14 protein-coding genes are annotated in these 18,661 nt (G+C 37.5%); 10 read left to right on the top strand and 4 right to left on the bottom strand.

Annotated elements, in window-relative coordinates; genetic code table 11:
* Positions 1-385: 385 nt before the first annotated feature.
* The 4 genes from M3206_RS15095 (at position 386) to M3206_RS15080 (ending at position 6,906) form a co-directional block, all read left to right on the top strand.
* Positions 386-1,909 (top strand): DEAD/DEAH box helicase, encoded by a 1,524-nt coding sequence (locus M3206_RS15095; protein WP_251313359.1) that lies wholly within the window; start codon positions 386-388, stop codon positions 1,907-1,909.
* A gap of 242 nt (positions 1,910-2,151) precedes the next feature.
* Positions 2,152-2,652 (top strand): metallophosphoesterase family protein, encoded by a 501-nt coding sequence (locus M3206_RS15090; protein WP_251313358.1) that lies wholly within the window; start codon positions 2,152-2,154, stop codon positions 2,650-2,652.
* A gap of 60 nt (positions 2,653-2,712) precedes the next feature.
* Positions 2,713-3,255, top strand: a complete 543-nt coding sequence (locus tag M3206_RS15085; RefSeq protein WP_251313357.1) for a GNAT family N-acetyltransferase — start codon at positions 2,713-2,715, stop codon at positions 3,253-3,255.
* Positions 3,256-3,372: 117 nt separating this feature from the next.
* Positions 3,373-6,906, top strand: a complete 3,534-nt coding sequence (locus M3206_RS15080) for a dynamin family protein (RefSeq protein WP_251313356.1) — start codon at positions 3,373-3,375, stop codon at positions 6,904-6,906.
* Between the two features lie 427 nt (positions 6,907-7,333).
* On the opposite strand, the gene M3206_RS15075 is transcribed toward M3206_RS15080, so the two are convergent.
* Positions 7,334-8,785: a UDP-N-acetylmuramoyl-L-alanyl-D-glutamate--2,6-diaminopimelate ligase gene (locus M3206_RS15075; protein ID WP_251313355.1), complete on the bottom strand. Its 1,452-nt coding sequence runs from the start codon at positions 8,783-8,785 to the stop codon at positions 7,334-7,336.
* Positions 8,786-8,912: 127 nt separating this feature from the next.
* A complete protein-coding gene (locus M3206_RS15070) occupies positions 8,913-10,070 on the bottom strand; it encodes an aminotransferase A (RefSeq protein ID WP_251313354.1) in 1,158 nt (385 codons plus the stop codon).
* A 175-nt stretch (positions 10,071-10,245) separates the two neighbouring features.
* Here M3206_RS15070 and M3206_RS15065 point away from each other — a divergent pair, with 175 nt between their 5' ends.
* A complete protein-coding gene (locus tag M3206_RS15065) occupies positions 10,246-11,511 on the top strand; it encodes an MFS transporter (protein ID WP_251313353.1) in 1,266 nt (421 codons plus the stop codon).
* Between the two features lie 35 nt (positions 11,512-11,546).
* Here M3206_RS15065 and M3206_RS15060 read toward each other — a convergent pair whose 3' ends face one another.
* Complete coding sequence (locus tag M3206_RS15060) at positions 11,547-12,161, bottom strand: cyclase family protein (protein ID WP_251313352.1); 615 nt, start codon at positions 12,159-12,161, stop codon at positions 11,547-11,549.
* 2 nt (positions 12,162-12,163) lie between these two features.
* Complete coding sequence (gene zwf / locus M3206_RS15055) at positions 12,164-13,663, bottom strand: glucose-6-phosphate dehydrogenase (protein ID WP_251313351.1); 1,500 nt, start codon at positions 13,661-13,663, stop codon at positions 12,164-12,166.
* Between the two features lie 96 nt (positions 13,664-13,759).
* Between zwf and M3206_RS15050 the strand changes: the two genes are divergently transcribed.
* The 5 genes from M3206_RS15050 (at position 13,760) to M3206_RS15030 (ending at position 18,557) form a co-directional block, all read left to right on the top strand.
* Entirely contained in the window at positions 13,760-14,593 is an 834-nt protein-coding gene (locus M3206_RS15050; protein ID WP_251313350.1) for a sulfurtransferase, read from the top strand.
* A gap of 41 nt (positions 14,594-14,634) precedes the next feature.
* A complete protein-coding gene (locus M3206_RS15045; protein WP_251313378.1) occupies positions 14,635-15,474 on the top strand; it encodes a PHP domain-containing protein in 840 nt (279 codons plus the stop codon).
* A gap of 73 nt (positions 15,475-15,547) precedes the next feature.
* Positions 15,548-16,144: a trimeric intracellular cation channel family protein gene (locus tag M3206_RS15040; RefSeq protein WP_251313349.1), complete on the top strand. Its 597-nt coding sequence runs from the start codon at positions 15,548-15,550 to the stop codon at positions 16,142-16,144.
* A 97-nt stretch (positions 16,145-16,241) separates the two neighbouring features.
* The gene (gene ablB, locus M3206_RS15035; protein ID WP_251313348.1) at positions 16,242-17,102 is read left to right on the top strand and encodes a putative beta-lysine N-acetyltransferase; all 861 of its coding nucleotides are present in this window, start codon (positions 16,242-16,244) and stop codon (positions 17,100-17,102) included.
* Positions 17,103-17,162: 60 nt separating this feature from the next.
* Positions 17,163-18,557 carry a sigma-54 interaction domain-containing protein gene (locus M3206_RS15030; RefSeq protein ID WP_251313347.1) on the top strand — a complete coding sequence of 465 codons (1,395 nt, stop codon included), beginning with the start codon at positions 17,163-17,165 and terminating at the stop codon, positions 18,555-18,557.
* Positions 18,558-18,661: the final 104 nt, after the last annotated feature.

The following is an 18,661-nucleotide window of genomic DNA, read 5'->3' as shown; positions in this document are numbered from 1 at the left end:
TTTTTATGTTTTAACTTTTTTGAGTTTGGTTAAAATAACGTAAACTCAATTAGTTGAAATAATTATCACTCAAATATTTAAATGCTTCTTCAGATGGAAAGAGTTGCATTTATTATGGTTACGTGATAAGTTTAACAACGGAATATATATGGACGGAACAAGTTTGAATTACGGATAGCCTTGTAACTATTAACTTTTAATTTTTACGCATATTCACATGGCCAAGCATTTCCAGTCATTTACACTCACGGAAATGCTATTTTATGTGCAAAACATGATGTATTTTGAAAATCGATTTGGCTGACACCTAAAAAAAGAGTTTTCTTTTGTCAGGTCCACGAGGTTATCGTAAAAACCTTTTTCGTCAAGAAAAGGAGATAGAACATTGACAACATTTAATGAATTGGGACTTAGTCCCGAGTTGCTTCAATCCATCAATAACATGGGGTTTGAGGAAGCAACACCGATTCAGCGTGATACAATCCCTACTGCTTTAAAAGGGACTGACTTAATTGGACAAGCACAAACAGGTACTGGTAAAACAGCAGCGTTTGGTATACCGCTAATCGAAAAAATGGACACAAAATCAAGAATCGTGCAAGGAATCGTTCTAGCACCAACGAGAGAATTAGCTGTCCAAGTAGCAGAAGAACTAAACAAAATCGGACAATTTAAAGGAATTAAAACATTGCCGATCTACGGTGGACAATCCATCGTTCGTCAAATTAAAGCACTAAAGAATGGTCCGCATATCGTAGTAGGAACACCAGGTCGTGTTCAGGACCATATCAATAGAAAAACGTTAAAATTAGAAAAAGTTCATACAGTTGTATTGGATGAAGCGGATGAAATGCTTAACATGGGCTTTGTTGAAGATATCGAAAAGATCCTAGAAAACGTTCCTTCAGAACGCCATACGATGCTTTTCTCAGCAACAATGCCTAAGCAGATTCAAAACCTTGCAGCGAAGTTCATGAAAGATGTTTTACTTATCAAAGTTAAAGCTTCTGAAATGACAGTTAAGAACATTGAACAAGAATATGTAGAAGTAAAAGAACGCCAAAAATTCGATGCATTATGCCGTTTTATGGATATTCACTCACCGGAACTTGCAATCGTATTTGGACGTACGAAGCGCCGTGTTGATGAGTTATCTGAGGCTCTTAGCAAACGTGGTTATTCTGCAGAAGGTATTCATGGTGATCTTCCTCAAGCAAAGCGTGATAAAGTATTGCGTGCCTTTAAGAACAATACTATCGAAGTACTTGTTGCAACTGACGTAGCAGCTCGTGGTCTGGATATCTCAGGGGTATCACACGTGTATAACTTTGATATTCCACAAGATCCAGAAAGCTATGTTCACCGTATTGGACGTACTGGACGTGCAGGAAAAACAGGTTACGCTTTAACGTTTATTACTCCGCGTGAAATTGATCATTTATATACGATTGAGAAAATCACGAAGCGTAAAATGGTAAAACGTTCTGTTCCATCCGTATCTGAGGCAATGGAAGGACAGCAACAGATTACACTTGAAAAATTAATGGAAGTTGTTGAAGAAGATAACTTTGGCGGATATAAGCAAACGGCAGTTGAATTATTAGACGAAAATGATTCTGTGACGCTTTTAGCAGCTGCGTTAAAACTTCTAACAAAAGAGCCTGATACAACACCTGTTAAATTAACAGACGAGCCACCATTATCAACGAAAAAGCGTCGTCCAAACAACCGTTTCTCTGACCGCAGACGTTCTGGCGGCAAAAGAGAAGGTGGAGGCGGAAGAGATCGTCGTTCTGGCTTCTCAAAAGATAGAAGCGGATCCCGTGATGGCGGAAGCCGAAGCGGTGGACGTGACCAATCTTATCGTTCTCAAAAACGTGTTCGTGAAGATTTTAAAAACAGAGGTTAGATGAAATAAAAGCAAGGGGAAGATTCCCTTTGCTTTTTTGTTTTGGTTGTTTGCGTTTTCAGTATAGTTTTGTGATTATTGTTAATTTCCAGCCCCATTCGTCACTTCTTGACATTGAGCGGTCTCACCTGTCCCACTCATCCTGCAGGAGTCTCGCAACCTTACGCTCCAATTAACTTGCATAGTAAGATATAAAGAAAAACACTTTGATGTCGCTTTTACAAAAGGGGAGAAAATCTGTCATGAAAAAAATTTTACTATTAGCTGATACCCATATGCCTAAGAAGAGAAAAGATTTTCCTGTTGATCTCCTACATGTATTAAAAGAAGGGGTGGATCTTATCATTCATGCAGGGGACTGGTCCGAAAAGTCGGTATATAAGGAGTTAATCCACTATGCACCTGTTTACGGAGTACAAGGGAACATAGAAAAGGATGGATGGACGAAACAGCTTCCGTTTAAAAAAGTCATCCAAGTAGAAAACAAAAAGATCGCAATCGTACATGGGCATCTTGGCAAGGGAAGGACAACACCAGATCGTGCCTTTCAATCATGTATGGACGAGGAACCAGATCTTATTGTTTTTGGTCATTCACACATCCCTTTTATGGAACAGCGAGATAAGGTTATGTTATTCAATCCTGGTTCACCCACTGATAAAAGAAAACAAAAGCAGTTTTCCTTTGGTCTTTTAACGATAGATACAAATGGTATGGAATTAAAGCATCACTATTTTACATAGTGAATGACAACTTTTGAAAGAGATATAATAAGAAAAGATTGACAAGGGAGGAAATGGAACATGCAGAGTGGGGAAACTTTTTCATTTCAAGCTAAAAACAGTGAAACCATACGTTTGCGTCCAGTTGAGGAAAAGGATGCACAAGATATCATCAAGCATGTAGAAACTATTATTCAAGCGGGTAGATATCTTCAAAAAGAAAAACCACGTTCATTAGAAGAAGAAATAAAATTTATACAAGAAGTAAGGTTAAAGAACAACATGTACACAGCTGTTGAACGAAACGGGAAAGTCGTTGGTATTGCAAGAGTCATAAAAGGCGAACTTATTATGAAAAGCCATACAGGCATATTCAGAACGTGGATCCATCCTGATTCCCAAGGGCTCGGAATCGGAAAGCAAGTGATGAATTATACCTTAGAATGGGGACGTACAAACCAATTACATAAATTATGGCTGACTGTTTTTTCTGGAAATGAGAAAGCGGTAAAAGTATATGAAAAATCTGGTTTTATAATAGAAGGCAGGCAGAAGAATCAGGCTTTCATTGATGGGAAATTTGAAGACGAGATCTTTATGGCCTATTTTTTTAATACAAAGTAAAAAGAATGGTTATGGATTGTGTTTTTCGCGTATTCAATCTGATAAACAATGATGAAATCGGTATCATATATATGGTAAAGTGAATAGTGATACATGAACCAAAGACAGGTGGATACGATGAAATCAACTGAAAAAGATGGTCTATATACTGAAAAACAGCGTTTGATTGCACTTTTTGAAAAGTTTGAGGAAATAAAAGAATTTGAGAAAGCAGAACAGGTCAGTGATTTTTTTCTTAAAGTAGCTGACGAAGAATATGCCATCGCTTTTTGCGGGCATTTCTCTGCTGGAAAATCAAGTTTGATCAATGCTTTATCAAATACAGGTATTTTACCAGCTAGTCCAATACCGACAAGTGCGAATATCGTAAAAATGAAAAAAGGTGAACCTAAGGCAGTTGTTCATTTAAAAAATAAAGAAGTCGTTACGTTCAAATATCCTTACAACATCGAAGAGATCAAGACTTTATGCAAGGACGGCGAGCTCGTTGAGTCGATTGAGCTCTTTTATGAAACAGAGGATGTTCATGCAGCAAACATTGCGTTTTATGACACTCCTGGGATCGATTCTACAGACCCTGCTCATAAAAAAGCGACGGAAGAAGTCATACACTTAGCAGATGTCATTTTCTATGTTATGGATTATAACCACATCCTTTCAGAGACAAATATTGAGTTTATTAAATCGCTGAATGAAAAGGGCAAATCGATCCGATTAATTATCAATCAAATCGATAAACATCAAGAAGAGGAACTATCTTTTCAGTCCTTTAAAAAGAATGTATTTAAGGCTTTTCAAGCATTTGGAATCAGTAAAGAACAAATCTTCTTCACAAGTGTAAAGTCACCCGATATTCCGTTTAACGATTTATCCGGTTTAGTCGCTTATATTAAAAGGATTGAACTAAATAAAGACAGTTTACTTTTAGAAGAAACGAATCGCCAACTTCGTTATCTAGTTACAGAGTTTGTTGATGAAAATGAAAAAAACAAACAAAAAGTAGATGTAGTAGAAGGAAAACTGGAACAATTGTATGAAGAAAGGGAAAAACAACAAGCATTCATAAACGAGACTGAACAAAAGATAATGGATAAAGAAAAAAACATTCGTGACCAGTTTGCAAAAATAATAGAGTCAGCACAATTGATGCCTTATGAAACACGAGAAAAAGCAGGGCTGTTTATTGAAGCTGCTAAAAAAGATTTTAAGGTAGGCTTGTTTTTTGCAAAACAAAAAACAGAACAAGAACGAAATCTAAGAAAAAATGCGTTTCAAGAAAAGCTTCAAGAGGCGATCGATGCTCATATTAATTGGCATGCACAAACTTATATAAGTACCTTACAGAAAGAGTTGCAAGCCGATCTGCCCCAATGGGAAGCGGTAAAATTGAATGATGAAACATTGTATACACATGTTCAATCCGGTTTAGCTTCACAAGGACAAGGCCTTCTCAATTATTGTGAAAGCATCGCTGGGGAAGTGAAAAAGAAAGCCCGTCAGCAGATGATTGATGTAACTTCTTTAGCCGTTTCCAAGCTAAAAGAGGAGAATCAAAAAGTTACTGCGACTTATCAAAATAAAGTTGAAAAAATGGATCGAGAAATAGGAGCTCTTGAAAAGGAAAAAGAAGAATCGATTAGTTGGGCGGAGAAAAAGAGAGCATTATTTCATATCGTTAGTTCCGAAGCTTCATTCGTATATGCTGTAAACAAATATGAGGATAGATTCAAAGCTCAGTTCGATGAGATCTCGATTGAAGCGTTTAAAAGTAAATTTGGTGGAAAATCAGTAAATGAAACAAATACAGCCGAATTAGAGAGTGTGGAACGACAAAAGGCAGAAAAAGAAAGTTTGAGCTCACTACAAGCTGAGACTGAAAATTTATATAAGACAGCTTCTCTCTTAACTCAAATATCAGGTTTTTCAAAACTAGCAGAAGAGATGGATCAGCTCGCACAAAGACTAGAGAAGCGTTCCTTTTCAGCAGTATTATTTGGGGCATTTTCTGCAGGTAAATCCTCTTTTGCAAATGCTTTGTTTGGAGAAGCCATTCTTCCTTCATCACCAAATCCAACAACAGCTGCCATAAATGAAATCAGAAAACCTGATGAAATGAATGAGCATGGCACTGTATCGATTGAAATGAAATCAGAGAATGAAGTTTTGAATGAAATCAATAGTATTCTTCAAACGAATTATAGTGATTTGAATGATGTCTTACAAGACCATCAAGAAATCAAAGAGAGTAAACATATTGGTGCTTTTTTGGAAGGGTATCAAGATTCTAAGGGACATTTAGGTACAAATGTTATAACGGATCTGTCTCATATTAGATATTATGCTGCTGTTGAATCGAAAGCATGTTATGTAAAAAAAATCACGATCTATTACAGCTGCCCGTTAACTGAAAAAGGGCTAGTACTCGTTGATACACCAGGGGCAAACTCTATTCATTCCCGACATACAGAAGTGGCTTTCGAATATATGAAACAAGCAGACATTATTATCTATCTGACGTATTTTAATCATGCGTTCTCGTATGCGGATCGAGAGTTCTTAATACAATTAGGTAGAATTAAAGATACATTTACATCTGATAAAATGTTTTTCGCAATAAACGCATCTGATCTTGCTAACAGCGAAGAAGACAAACACGATGTTGTGAACCATGTAAAAGATCATCTTCTTTCTTTTGGGATCCGAAATCCAAGATTATTTTCAGTTTCCAGTAAGAATGAATTAGCGAAGCCAGGGAACCCTGAGAGCGGTTTTGATCGTTTTAATGAAAGCTTGTACGAATATGTAGAGAATGATCTAGAGCAGGCAATGATTAATAGTGCCCTAGCTTCTCAGATTCATGCTAAAAACGTCCTACACAATATGCTTTCTGAAACAGAGTTAAGGATGAAAAAAGAAGATGAATATATAAATGCTGTTCAACAAAGGGAAAATTCATTGCTTGATTATTGCTCGAAGAAAATTTTCCTGGATAAGAAGCAGTTTGAACAGGAACAGAAAGAGCTTTTATTCTACGTGAAACAGAGAGTTCTAATTCGTTATCACGATTTTTATAAAGAGACCATTCATCCGGCTGCAGTAAGAAATGCCAAAGCTGAGCTTCAGACTTGTATCCAAGACTTGTATGATAAGTTAGCACATGATCTTCACCAAGAATTCAGAGCCTGTTCATTGCGGTTAGATCGATGGATACAAAAAGATTTAAATGACAAGGAAAAGAAGATGATTACAGAAGCTGAGGAAAGTCAGGTGAGCTTAAAAACACCTGTAGAGAATAGAGATCTGTATTTCACACCCTCACTTTCTTCTAAGTTCAATGAGCTTGCAGGAGTAGACCATAAAGGATGGTTATCCTATTTCAAAAATGCAAAACAATTCTTTGAACAAGGCGGTTCTAACGAGTTGAAAAATGATTTAGCAAAACAAGTTGAAGAGGAAATAGAGGCTTGGATTTTAGAAGCAGGCAAAGCGCTTGAACTCCATTATACATCCGTTATTGAGAAAGCTGAACATCATTCAAAAGAAGATTTCACCGTTCAAATCACGAATTATTTTGATGAACTAAAGAAACCAGGTGATTTAGAAGCACGGATGGCAGAATTAAAAAATTGCCTGGAAAAGATGGAATATTAATTTCAGTGTTACCTTTAAATCGCGACGGAACTCGTTGCGATTTTTTGTTTAGAATCGATTTGATAGAAGAATCGACTTTTATCATCGAATTTTTAGCTATACAGGAAGGCTGTATACCCCTAATTTAATTATTGTAGTTAGTTTTGTGGTTTTGAATGAGATGGGCTGACGCCGTCAGTCTGTTTTTTGAATGATAAAATACAAATGAAGTTTTTACGGTACGTGTTTTTCGCGCAAACTTGCTGATTCGAACCTTGCTCAGCAATAAGACACCGTGTATAAGCATTTTTGCATGGAATTCGTATCTCATCTGGTTTTCATTCATCAAAACGTTCACTTTTTTAAATAAAAAAGGGGCTAGACCCAAAAGTTTTTAGACTTTGGGGTCTGCCCTTTTATTTTGTGACTTAATAGGATATTTTTTGTTTTATAACGCTGTTTTGTTCGACGATTGAAAAAGTTTAACTGTAGATAGATCTGAATTCGACGGGTATTGATACTTTTCTTTATATTGCTCAGGTCCTTTTCCCGTAATAATGACCACACTATTTGGAGGAGCTTCCCTTAAAGCATAGAAGATTGCTTCTGTTCTGTCCGCAATAACTGTTGGTGAGTATGGTCCAGGAGGTATGGCTTCAATTGTTTCTTTAATAAGCTGCTCACTTGTTACCCCGTCTAGATCATCTACGGTTAAAATGCTTTGATCACTATATTCAAGTGAGATGCTGATCATTTCCGTTCTTTTCGTCACATCCCGATTTCCTCTAAATCCAAAAACGTGATAGAAAGGGCGGTCACCGGCTTTTTTTCTAGCTGCCTCTAATACTTGAGAAACACCATCAGGAGTATGTGCATAATCGATGATGACTTCAGTACCATTATAGAGTGTAACTTCCTCAAATCTTCCTGGAATACCTCCAAAGGTCTTCAGATAGTTGATCGACTCCTTTATTGGAACACCATAATCAAGGGCAGCTGCGATAGCGGCACTCGTGTTTAACGCGTTGTAGTCACCAGGCAAAGGAAGGGGGACAGTGACATGCAGGGTTTCATGAACAAGATTAAAATAATCTTTCCCTATATCTTCAATATAGAAGTGATCACTTTTTCTTTTTCCATATGTCCATACCTGTAAGGAATCTTTTGTTGACAATTCCTTTATTAAACGTCTACCATAGTTTCCTTCACTACAAATAATAGCGGTACCGTTTGGCTTCAAGTATGAAAATAATTCTGCTTTGCATTGATAATAAGACTCCATCGTACCATGGTAGTCCAGATGATCATGAGTTAGGTTTAAAAAGATGGCCTGATCATACGTGATTCCCTCAATCCTCTTTTGTTCAAGGCCATGAGAACTTACTTCCATTACAACCGCTTCATCATTGCTTTCTTTTAACATTTTCTGCAAGGTAACAGGATCAGGGGTTGTGTGAGAGCTTTGAACAATTTCAGAATTAATATAATGATGAACCGTTCCAAACAACGCGGTTGTAATTTCGTGTGAAATGAGTATATGCCGCAAGAGGAAGGAAGTCGTGGTTTTTCCATTCGTTCCAGTTATTCCAGTCATTTTATGCTTTTTATACGGTTCATCATAGTAATAAGAAGCAGCGATACTTAACAGTCGTTTCGTATCTTTTGCGTAAAAGTAAAGTCCAGAGGCTGATGTTTCATGATATTCACCAACTACGGCTGCAGCACCATTCTCGAATGCTTCTTGTATGTATTGATGTCCGTCCGCCTGCACACCAGAAATTGCAAAGAACAAATAACCTGGTTTTACATGTTTGGAATGAGAAGTAATACCAGTGATTATTGGATTTTGATCTGTGTGTGCTGCAATATGCAGATGGTTTAGTAATCCTTTTAAATTCACGGAAACGTCATCCTTTTAATAAAGTATTTGTAGTGTTTTTCTAATTTGAGTTCTTATACCATGAACCAAAATTAACCGTAATCTGGTTATGTAAACTATTCGAAAAAACTGCCCAATTTAGGGCAGTTTAACAGAGAGTTTTAATAAATTTTTCGAGTCCGTTCATTCCTTTTTCCAACTGTTCTAAAGATGCTGCGTAAGAGATCCTGATATAACCTTCACCTAAAGTTGAAAAAGCATCACCTGGTACTACTGCGATATGTTCTTGCCTAAGGAGATTTAGAGCAAATTGATACGAACTTAAACCAAATTGCAAAACGGGTATGAATAAATAAAATGCCCCATTCGGTTTTACAAAATTTATTCCCATCTGTTCTAAACGCATGGAACAGAATTGTAACCGTTTGTTGTATTCATTCCTCATAAGAGCTGCATCATCTTTCCCATTCGTCAGTGCTTCAATAGCGGCAGCTTGTGAAATCGTTGATGCACAAGTTACATTGTACTGATGAACTTTTAGTACATGCTGCAGGATGTTAGAAGGGGCAAATAAAAACCCGATTCTCCAGCCGGTCATACTATGTGATTTTGAAAGGCCGTTGATTACAAAGGTTTTGTCCCGCATACCTTCATAAGTTGCGATCGATCGGTGTTTTCCGTTATATCTGAGTTCACTGTAGATTTCATCAGATAGGACAAAGATCTCTTGTTTACTTAAGTAATCAGCTAGAGCTTCTAGTTCATAATCTTCTAATGTTACCCCGGTTGGATTAGATGGAAACGGGAGAATAATGGCTTTTGTTTTAGGAGTAATTGCTTCCTTAACAAGATCTGGGGTCACTTTAAAAGCAGTTTCTGTCGTATCCATATATATAGCTTTCGCACCGCAAAGTGTAATTACGGGTTCATATCCGGGATAAACAGGAGCAGGAAGTAATACTTCATCACCTTCAGATAAAATGGCTCTCAAAGTGATATCGATGGCTTCACTTGCTCCCGCTGTAACAATTACTTCATTTTGATGGTTATACTGTAAATCATACTTTTCATTAACAAATGTAGTGGCGGCTTTTCTTAATTTTTCATAGCCCGCGTTATGTGAATAGACTGTCTGATTGTTATGTATGGCTTGAATCGCTGCTTCCTTCACATGCAGTGGAGTAGGAAAATCAGGCTGGCCAAGGGTAAGGGATATCGCATCAGGATATTTTGCGACCTCATTAAAGAACTTGCGAATCCCAGATATTTGAATCGATCTTGCGCGGCTATTTAATAATTGTTCCATTATCGTTTACTTCCTTTCATCTTCCACAAGCATTATCTTAGAATTATGGATTAACATTCACTTTGCCATAAGTGTAGCTTTAATTTGATTCTTGCGTCAATGGGTGGATTTTCTTGTATGGTTTTAGTTCTTTAAACAATACTAAAGAGGTAATAGTACGGTAGTGGAGGATATTATGGAAGCAAAGAAAAAATGGGATCTGCTTGCACTCGCATCAATTCCTCTTGTAATGACATTGGGAAATTCGATGCTTATACCTGTTTTGCCTGAAATTGAAAAGGAACTAAAGATTTCTTCCTTTCAGGTTTCAATGATCATTACGGTTTATTCAATCGTAGCTATTCTTTTAATACCCATCGCAGGTTACCTTTCGGATCGATATGGTCGTAAAAAAGTTATTATCCCGAGTTTGTTTATTGCGGGGTTAGGAGGGTTAATTTCAGGATGGGCAGCCTGGCAAGCAGATAATGCTTTTATGCTTATCCTTGTAGGGAGGTTTCTTCAAGGAGTAGGTTCGTCAGGTGCAGCACCAGTCGTGATGCCCCTAGTTGGAGATATGTTCAAAGATGAAGAACAGGTAAGCTCTGGTCTAGGTCTGATTGAAACATCTAATACGATAGGGAAGGTTTTAAGCCCGATCCTTGGAGCATTCTTAGCCACGATCATTTGGTTTTTACCTTTTTGGCTCATTCCTGTATTCTGTGTTCTATCTATTTTATTGGTGTTGTTTTTAGTAAAAGTACCAAAGCAAGATCAAGAAAAGCAGCCTTTTAAAGAATTTTTAAAGGAAATAAAAGAAATTTTTCATATTGAAGGTAGATGGCTTGCGGCGATTTTTTTTATAGGTGGAGTCATCATGTTTGTGCTTTTTGGTATTTTATTTTATCTTTCAACGATCTTAGAGGAGAGATATGGCATAAATGGTGTAATGAAAGGTCTGGTTCTTGCTGTTCCATTATTGGCTTTATCCATTTGTTCCTATATTGCAGGTAAAAAAATCAAACAAAATAAAATAGTCATGAAATGGTGTACGTTTATATCAATGGTTCTTCTTGGAGGATCTACATTCTTGATCACTTTTTTTGAGAACGTTTATTTTCTCTTAGGAGCATTATTTATTGCGGGTATTGGGATTGGTGCAGCGTTACCTTGCTTGGATGCATTGATCACAGAGGGAATTGATAAGGAAACAAGAGGTACGATCACCTCGATTTACAGTTCTATGCGATTCGTTGGGGTGGCTTTAGGGCCGCCAATCTATGCAGTTCTCATGAAATCATCACACGAGATGGTTTTCTATACGTCTGCCGGGGTAAGTGTTCTTGCTGCAATCGCTGCCTTTTTTGCAATAAAACCTGAAAAAGAAAAGGGTGGAGGAGATGAAGGGGAAGGCAGTGAAGAAAAAAAGCCGGTAAAGCAATTAAAGCCAGCCATAGAGTAAATGAAAAAAACAGCGGAATCAAATCCGCTGTTTTTTTAATATTCTTCGATTAAAACAATACGTGCTGGAGAAGCATCTAGTCCTCTAATTTTTAAAGGAGCAGCTACCATTAAATACTCGCCTTCTGGTACATCTTTTAATTGAAGACCTTCTATGATGATTACATCATTTTGAAATAATTGTTTATGGGTAGGGTGATTTTCCTGAGCACGTTCAACTCCTAGAGCATCAATACCTACACCTGAGACTCCGATCTCAACAAGGGTTTTAGCAGCTTCTTTATCTACATATATAAATTCAAAGTTGAATTCCGTATCCCATGAGTTCTTCGTTTTAAATAGTACAAAATCACCTTGTTTAATATCTTTACCGGTTAGATCTTCCGCTTTAATCGAATCTTCAGCATTCGTCAGATCGATCACTTTTGCTTTTCGAACCAATTTTTCTAACGGCAAAGTTTCGATCGTGTCACCGCCAGGTACCATGTGAAGGGGAGCATCGACATGTGTTCCTGTATGAACATCCATCGCAATTCGCGTTTCAGTTACATGAGCGTTTTGTGAAGTATTAAAGGAAGGCTGCTTTTCAGGTTTGTTTTTATATACAGGCATACCTTCATAAATCGGTAGTGAAACGTCATAGATTTTCATGATTAGCATTCCTCTCTAACTTTAGTTGGTTCCCACCAAGAATGGCCGTCTCTGTTTAGCAATTGTTCTGCTTCAACAGGTCCCATACTGCCAGATTCATAATACGTAATTGGAGCGCCGGTGCCATTCCAAGTTTTCGTAATACGGTCGATAAACTCCCAGCTTAAAGCAACTTCATCCCAACGAGTAAAGTACGTGGAATTCCCTAATAAGCAGTCATGTAAAAGTTTCTCATAAGCTTCAGGGGAGTTCATGTCAGTAGTTGATTTATTGTTATATGTCATATCGATCGGCAATAAGTCCGATGTATCTCCTTTCGGCTTTGCATTAAGAGTAAGGCTTACACCTTCATCAGGCTGAATATGGATTCTCAACAGGTTCGGCTGATATTTCTCTGTATTTGCATGATAGAGTGCCATCGGTCCTTGCTTGAACTGGATCACGATCTCTGTAGATTTAACAGCCATACGCTTTCCTGTTCGAATATAAAAAGGCACGCCTGTCCATCTGAAATTGTCGATAAACAGTTTTGCTGCTACAAACGTTTCAGTTTTGGAATCAGGTGCAACATTTTCTTCCTTTAAGTATGCAGGAACGGATTCACCCTTCATTTCACCTTCAATATATTGGCCGCGAATCACGTTTTCTCTTACTTCTTCTTCGTTAAAGAACCGTAATGAACGAAGAACTTTTACCTTTTCATCACGGATATGCTCCGGTTTTAGTTCACCAGGTGGTTCCATTGCGACCATCATTACCATTTGAAGCATATGATTTTGTACCATATCTAATAGAGCACCTGACTTTTCATAGTACGCTGCTCTGTCTTCTACACCAAGAGTTTCACTTGAAGTGATCTGTACAGAATCAATATATTTGTTGTTCCAGATTGATTCAAAGATCGCATTTCCAAAACGGATAACTTGTATATTTTGTACCATCTCTTTACCGAGGTAGTGATCAATACGGTAAATATCATCTTCATTAAAACTTTGCTGAATTTCTTCATTAAGTTTTGTAGCTGAAGGAAGATCATGGCCAAACGGTTTTTCAATAACGATTCTTTGCCAGCCATTGGTGTTTGTAATGCCTTCAGATTTTAAGAAGGTAGGAATGGTACCAAAGAAACGTGGTGCCATCGCTAGATAATAGAGGCGGTTCCCGTTCGTCTGATAATCTCTGTCAAGTGTGTTTAGTAATTCTTCAAGCTCATGATAGCTTGTTTCGCTTGTAACATCCATCTTTAAATAGTAGAAATGAGAAACAAATTTCTTTAGCTTATCCGTTTCAGCGTTTGGAGTATGTTCGTTAACTGCTTCGAACACTTCTTGCTGAAATTTCTCGTGAGAATATTCTTTTCTGGATACACCTACAACAGAAAAGTTCTCTTTCATGTGGCCCTTTTGATACAATTGATAAAGAGCAGGAAAGAGTTTTCGGTGAGCAAGATCACCTGTCGCTCCAAAAATTACAATAGAAGCATTTGGTATACTATGTATCATTTTGCAAGTCACTTCTTTCTATCTGTTCTATTTTTTACAGTTTTCCCTAGATGAAGATAAATTAACGAAAATACTTCATAAACAGGAGGTTATCTTATGTCCAATCTCGTAAGTCCCGAATGGGTGAACAATAAGATAAGGGATAAAAATACGATTGTGATCGATTGCCGCTTTTCATTGGCTGACCCAGAAATGGGTTATCGGTTATACGAAGAAGATCATATTGAAGGAGCTTTTTATGCTGACTTGGAAAAACATCTATCAGGACCACTTACCACTCATGGTGGGCGTCATCCGTTACCTTCCGTAAACATATTATCACAATTTTTAAGCGACTGTGGAGTAGACAATGAAAAAATAGTAGTAGCCTACGATGATCAATCCGGTACAATGGCAGCCAGGTTCTGGTGGCTAATGAAATACATGGGCTTGAAAAAAGTTTATGTGATGCAAGGCGGTTACACACACTATAAAGAAAAAGGGTATGCTGTCTCAAGTAAAGTGCCTGATAAAATATCGTCAGAGATAAAATTTGATATTAATACGAATATGATAAGCACACGTGATGAAGTCGTTAATGCCGTCCAACAAAAGGATAAATTGCTTATCGACGCAAGAGAGTCTAAGCGATTTAAAGGGGAAACAGAGCCTATCGATCCAGTCGCGGGACATATCCCTACAGCAGTAAACGTTTCTTGGGATAAGCATTTTAGTAAAACGGGATGGTGGAAGGACAAGAATGAGCTTCGCCAGTTATATAAAGAACTTTTAATGAATAACAAAAAAACGATTGTATATTGTGGTTCAGGTGTAACGGCTTGTGTAAACATACTAGCAATGGATGAAGCAGGTTTTGAATGGCCTTTATTGTATGCAGGCAGCTGGAGTGATTGGATCAGCTATACAGATCATGAAGTTGAAAAAGGTTAACAATATAATTTCACGTACCGTATATGATTATTAAATTGGAGATGAAAACATTGAACCAAGGAGATTTACATACGCACACTACGGCTTCAGATGGAACTTTTTCACCCGAACAGAACGTTCAGCGAGCAGTTGAAAAAGGGTTAAAAGCTATTGCGATCACTGATCACGATACGGTTAACGGGATAGAAGGTGCTTTAAAAGAGGCAAACAAGTATAATGATTTTGAATGTATCCCAGGAATTGAGATCAGTACATTGTATAAAGGACAAGATATTCATGTCTTAGGATACTATTTGGATTACAAGGATAAGAATCTTATAAAGAAATTAGAAGAGCTTACTACAGTTAGAGATCAGCGCAATAAAATGATTCTACAAAAATTAAATGGGCTTGGGATTCGAATTGATGAAGAAGAACTTGAAGCAAAAAGATGTGGCGATGGTAACGTAGGCAGAGGACACATAGCTGAGATATTAATGGAGAAAGGTATCGTGAATTCACTTCCTGAAGCGTTCGATAAATTTTTGGGGAAAGGAAAAGTAGCGTATGCTATACCAGACAGAATATCTCCTATAGATGCAGTAAAAATTATTTTGTATGCGAAGGGTATTCCAGTGTTAGCGCATCCTGGAATCTATGATGCTGATGAACTGATCCCACTATTAAGTGAAAACGGACTTGCAGGCATCGAATACTGTCATCCGGATCATACTGTAGAACAGGTTCAACAATATGAAGAAATCGCAGAAAAATATTCATTGATCAAGACTGCAGGAAGTGATTTTCATGGCTTCAGGAATGGTGAGGTCTTTCATGGAGATATCGGAAGCTGTTCAGTTCCATTAAGTACTTTGGAACAGTTGAAGAATTTTTATAAATAACCCTTGCCACCACGCTTGTAACCTTATATGATTCAATACGGAGAATGATTGAATACAGAAAGGAAGTACGAGTTTGACTTGGGATTTATTGAACATCATTGGAACCATTGCATTTGCCATTTCCGGTGCACTCGTTGCGATGGAAGAAGATTATGATATATTAGGTGTTTTTATTTTAGGGCTGGTTACCGCATTCGGTGGGGGAATCATACGAAATGTATTAATCGGACTTCCTGTAGATACGATTTGGGAACAGGGACTCCTTCTTAAATCAGCTCTCCTTGCTATGGCTATTGTCTTTTTTATGCCCGAAAAATTCATCCAGTATTCTAAAAGAAGTCTCAATTTCTTTGATGCGATTGGCCTTTCTGCTTTTGCTATTCAAGGAGCGATTGCTGCTTCAAGCATGAATCATCCGATAAGCGCGATTATCGTTGCCGCGATTTTAACCGGAATAGGCGGGGGGATCATCCGTGATATTTTGGCTGGTAGAAAGCCTGTTGTTTTAAGAGAAGAAATATATGCGGTTTGGGCTCTTTTAGGCGGACTGATTGTAGGTTTAAAAATCGTTAACGGCACCATTGAGTATATGCTGCTCTTTGGTATCCTTGTCGTATTTAGAATGCTGTCCGTAAAGTATAAATGGAGGTTGCCACATAGAGCATTATAATAGCAAGAATTATTACCACCTTACACGGGTGGTTTTTTTGTGCAGGAATCTATCTGTTTTTTATGGAATCTATGTAAATAAAGAGGGGGTTAACGAAATGCACACTACTTTTTATAAAAACGATAAAATCGAACAGCCGAATTTTACAGCAGACGTGTGTTTAGACTTTTATAATAAACGGCTCCGAATTGATGATTATCGTGGGAGTGTTCGTTTATTATCAAATTGGATCGATGAGATCGCAGCTCAGAATAAATTTGAAAAGATTATTATTAAATCTCGTCAAGAGGATCTTTTTAGATGGCTTGAGTTAGGTTTTGTATACGAAGGGGAGTTTACGGGTTATTTTAACGGTGCATCTGCCGTATCGATGTGCAAGTATTTGGATAACGAAAGAAGAAATAGCATCTACTGGACAGAAGAAGATAAAATCCTGAAAAACGTATTAAAACTGGCGCCAAGTTCTTTATTGAATCCATTACCTAAAGAATATGAATTACGTATGGCTGATGAACAAGATTCAAAAGAACTTGCCGACTTATATAATCAAGTGTTTGAGGTATATCCTACCCCTATGGATGACCCGGAATATGTTCTTAAAATGATACGATCCGGAACGTTGTTCTGTGTGGTTACTCATCAACAAAAAATCATAAGCGCTGCATCAGCTGATGTAAATGCTGACTATCATAATGCCGAAATCACGGATTGCGCAACGCTCCCTGAACATAGAAAATTTGGTCTAATGAAACATTTGGTCAGTCGATTGGAACAAGAACTATTCAAGAAAAAAATCTATTGTTCCTATTCAATCGCTAGAGCTCTTTCTTTTGGTATGAATGCTGTATTCCATCAGAAGGGATACGTATATAAGGGAAGACTGGCCAACAACTGTAAAATTTTCGATAAATTTGAGGACATGAATATATGGGTTAAAGATTTATCTGAAACCAAATAAGCGCCAAAAATCCGGCGCTTCTGCTGACAAAAAATCGGCATAAAAAGGCGGTGTTGTATCATGATTTCTGGATCTTTGGAAACAGCTGAAACGTTAAATGCAATTTTAAAAACAATTGATGAAGGCATTCATGTAGTTAATGCAAACGGAATAACGATCTTCTATAATTCAGTAGCTGCTTCGTTAGATGGCTTGACTATGGAAGAGGTACATAATCAACACGTTTTAGAAGCATTTCCTTCACTTACAAAAGAAACGAGTACTTTATTAAAGGTGATTCAAACAGGTACTCCTATATACAACAAACATCAGTCTTACATGAATCGAAAAGGAAAACAAATTGATACAGTTAATTCTACACTTCCGCTCTGGCTTAATGGTGAATTGATCGGAGCAGTAGAGGTAGCAAAAGATATATCAAAAGTTAAACAGCTTTCCGACAAACTGCTTGAATTGCAGGCAAAGATGAAGAAATCCAAGAGTAAAAATGACAACCAATCTTATTCAACGTATTATTTTGATGATATTTTAAGTGTTGACCCCATACTAAACCAAATAAAAGAACAATGCCAAAAAGCATCCAGAACGAGTTCTCCCATTATGATATACGGTGAAACGGGAACAGGTAAGGAAATGTTTGTTCAAGCGATTCATCATGCATCACCAAGAGCCAATAAACCATTTGTTGTCCAAAACTGCGCTGCTATTCCAGGGCCTTTGCTTGAAGGAATATTATTCGGTACAACAAAAGGCAGTTTTACAGGGGCAATTGACCGGCCAGGCGTTTTTGAACTAGCAGACGAAGGAACATTATTCTTAGATGAAATCAATTCTATGCCTATCGAACTGCAGGCGAAGCTTCTTCGGGTGATCCAAGAAGGTGTAGTTCAGAGAGTGGGAAGTACAAATGTTAGAAAAGTAGATGTAAGGATCATTTCGGCACTTAATGAAAGTCCTGAACAATGTTTATCAAATGGCGTTTTAAGACAGGATTTGTTTTTCCGATTGAATGTCGTTTATATTGAACTCCCGCCATTACGTGAAAGGCTCAAGGATATTTCTTTTTTGTCCCATCGTTTCATAAAAGATTTAAATACTGCTTTTAAGAAGAATGTAACGGGACTAACTGAAGAAGCTGAACACCTTCTATATGAATATAAATGGCCGGGGAACATTCGCGAACTGAAACACGCTATTGAGCATTGTATGAATTTCGCTGATAACGATTCACCGATTGGAATTTCTCTTTTACCAAAACATATCAAAGATACGATGACATTGGAAAAAACAATACCTAAACATTCAACCATTCCCCCATTAAGGGAAGCTTTAGGAAAATACGAAAAACAGCTCATAAAAATGGCTTTAAAGCAAACTGACGGGAATATTCAGCAAGCTGCAAGAATATTGCAGGTTCCAAGGCAAACGCTTCAATATAAAATGAAACAAAAATAAACTGCCGATTTTTCGGCGGTTTTTCTTTTTCATGAAGTTCTTTCCAATACAGAGCAGGCCCAAAAACGCTCTACCTTGCATAAACTATAAGGCATTGTTTATCG

Origin of the sequence: Fictibacillus phosphorivorans (assembly GCF_023715845.1) — a bacterium.
Classification (GTDB): Bacteria; Bacillota; Bacilli; order Bacillales; family Fictibacillaceae; genus Fictibacillus; species Fictibacillus phosphorivorans_D.
Note: the sequence above shows the minus strand (reverse complement) of the source record. Positions and strands in the feature narration are given on the sequence as shown.

Coding starts and splice junctions, on each gene's coding strand:
- M3206_RS15090 (WP_251313358.1), top strand. CDS start 2,152: ATGAAAAAAATTTTACTATTAGCTGATACCCATATGCCTAAGAAGAGA.
- M3206_RS15085 (WP_251313357.1), top strand. CDS start 2,713: ATGCAGAGTGGGGAAACTTTTTCATTTCAAGCTAAAAACAGTGAAACC.
- M3206_RS15080 (WP_251313356.1), top strand. CDS start 3,373: ATGAAATCAACTGAAAAAGATGGTCTATATACTGAAAAACAGCGTTTG.
- M3206_RS15070 (WP_251313354.1), bottom strand. CDS start 10,070: ATGGAACAATTATTAAATAGCCGCGCAAGATCGATTCAAATATCTGGG.
- M3206_RS15065 (WP_251313353.1), top strand. CDS start 10,246: ATGGAAGCAAAGAAAAAATGGGATCTGCTTGCACTCGCATCAATTCCT.
- M3206_RS15060 (WP_251313352.1), bottom strand. CDS start 12,161: ATGAAAATCTATGACGTTTCACTACCGATTTATGAAGGTATGCCTGTA.
- zwf (WP_251313351.1), bottom strand. CDS start 13,663: ATGATACATAGTATACCAAATGCTTCTATTGTAATTTTTGGAGCGACA.
- M3206_RS15050 (WP_251313350.1), top strand. CDS start 13,760: ATGTCCAATCTCGTAAGTCCCGAATGGGTGAACAATAAGATAAGGGAT.
- M3206_RS15045 (WP_251313378.1), top strand. CDS start 14,635: ATGAAAACATTGAACCAAGGAGATTTACATACGCACACTACGGCTTCA.
- ablB (WP_251313348.1), top strand. CDS start 16,242: ATGCACACTACTTTTTATAAAAACGATAAAATCGAACAGCCGAATTTT.
- M3206_RS15030 (WP_251313347.1), top strand. CDS start 17,163: ATGATTTCTGGATCTTTGGAAACAGCTGAAACGTTAAATGCAATTTTA.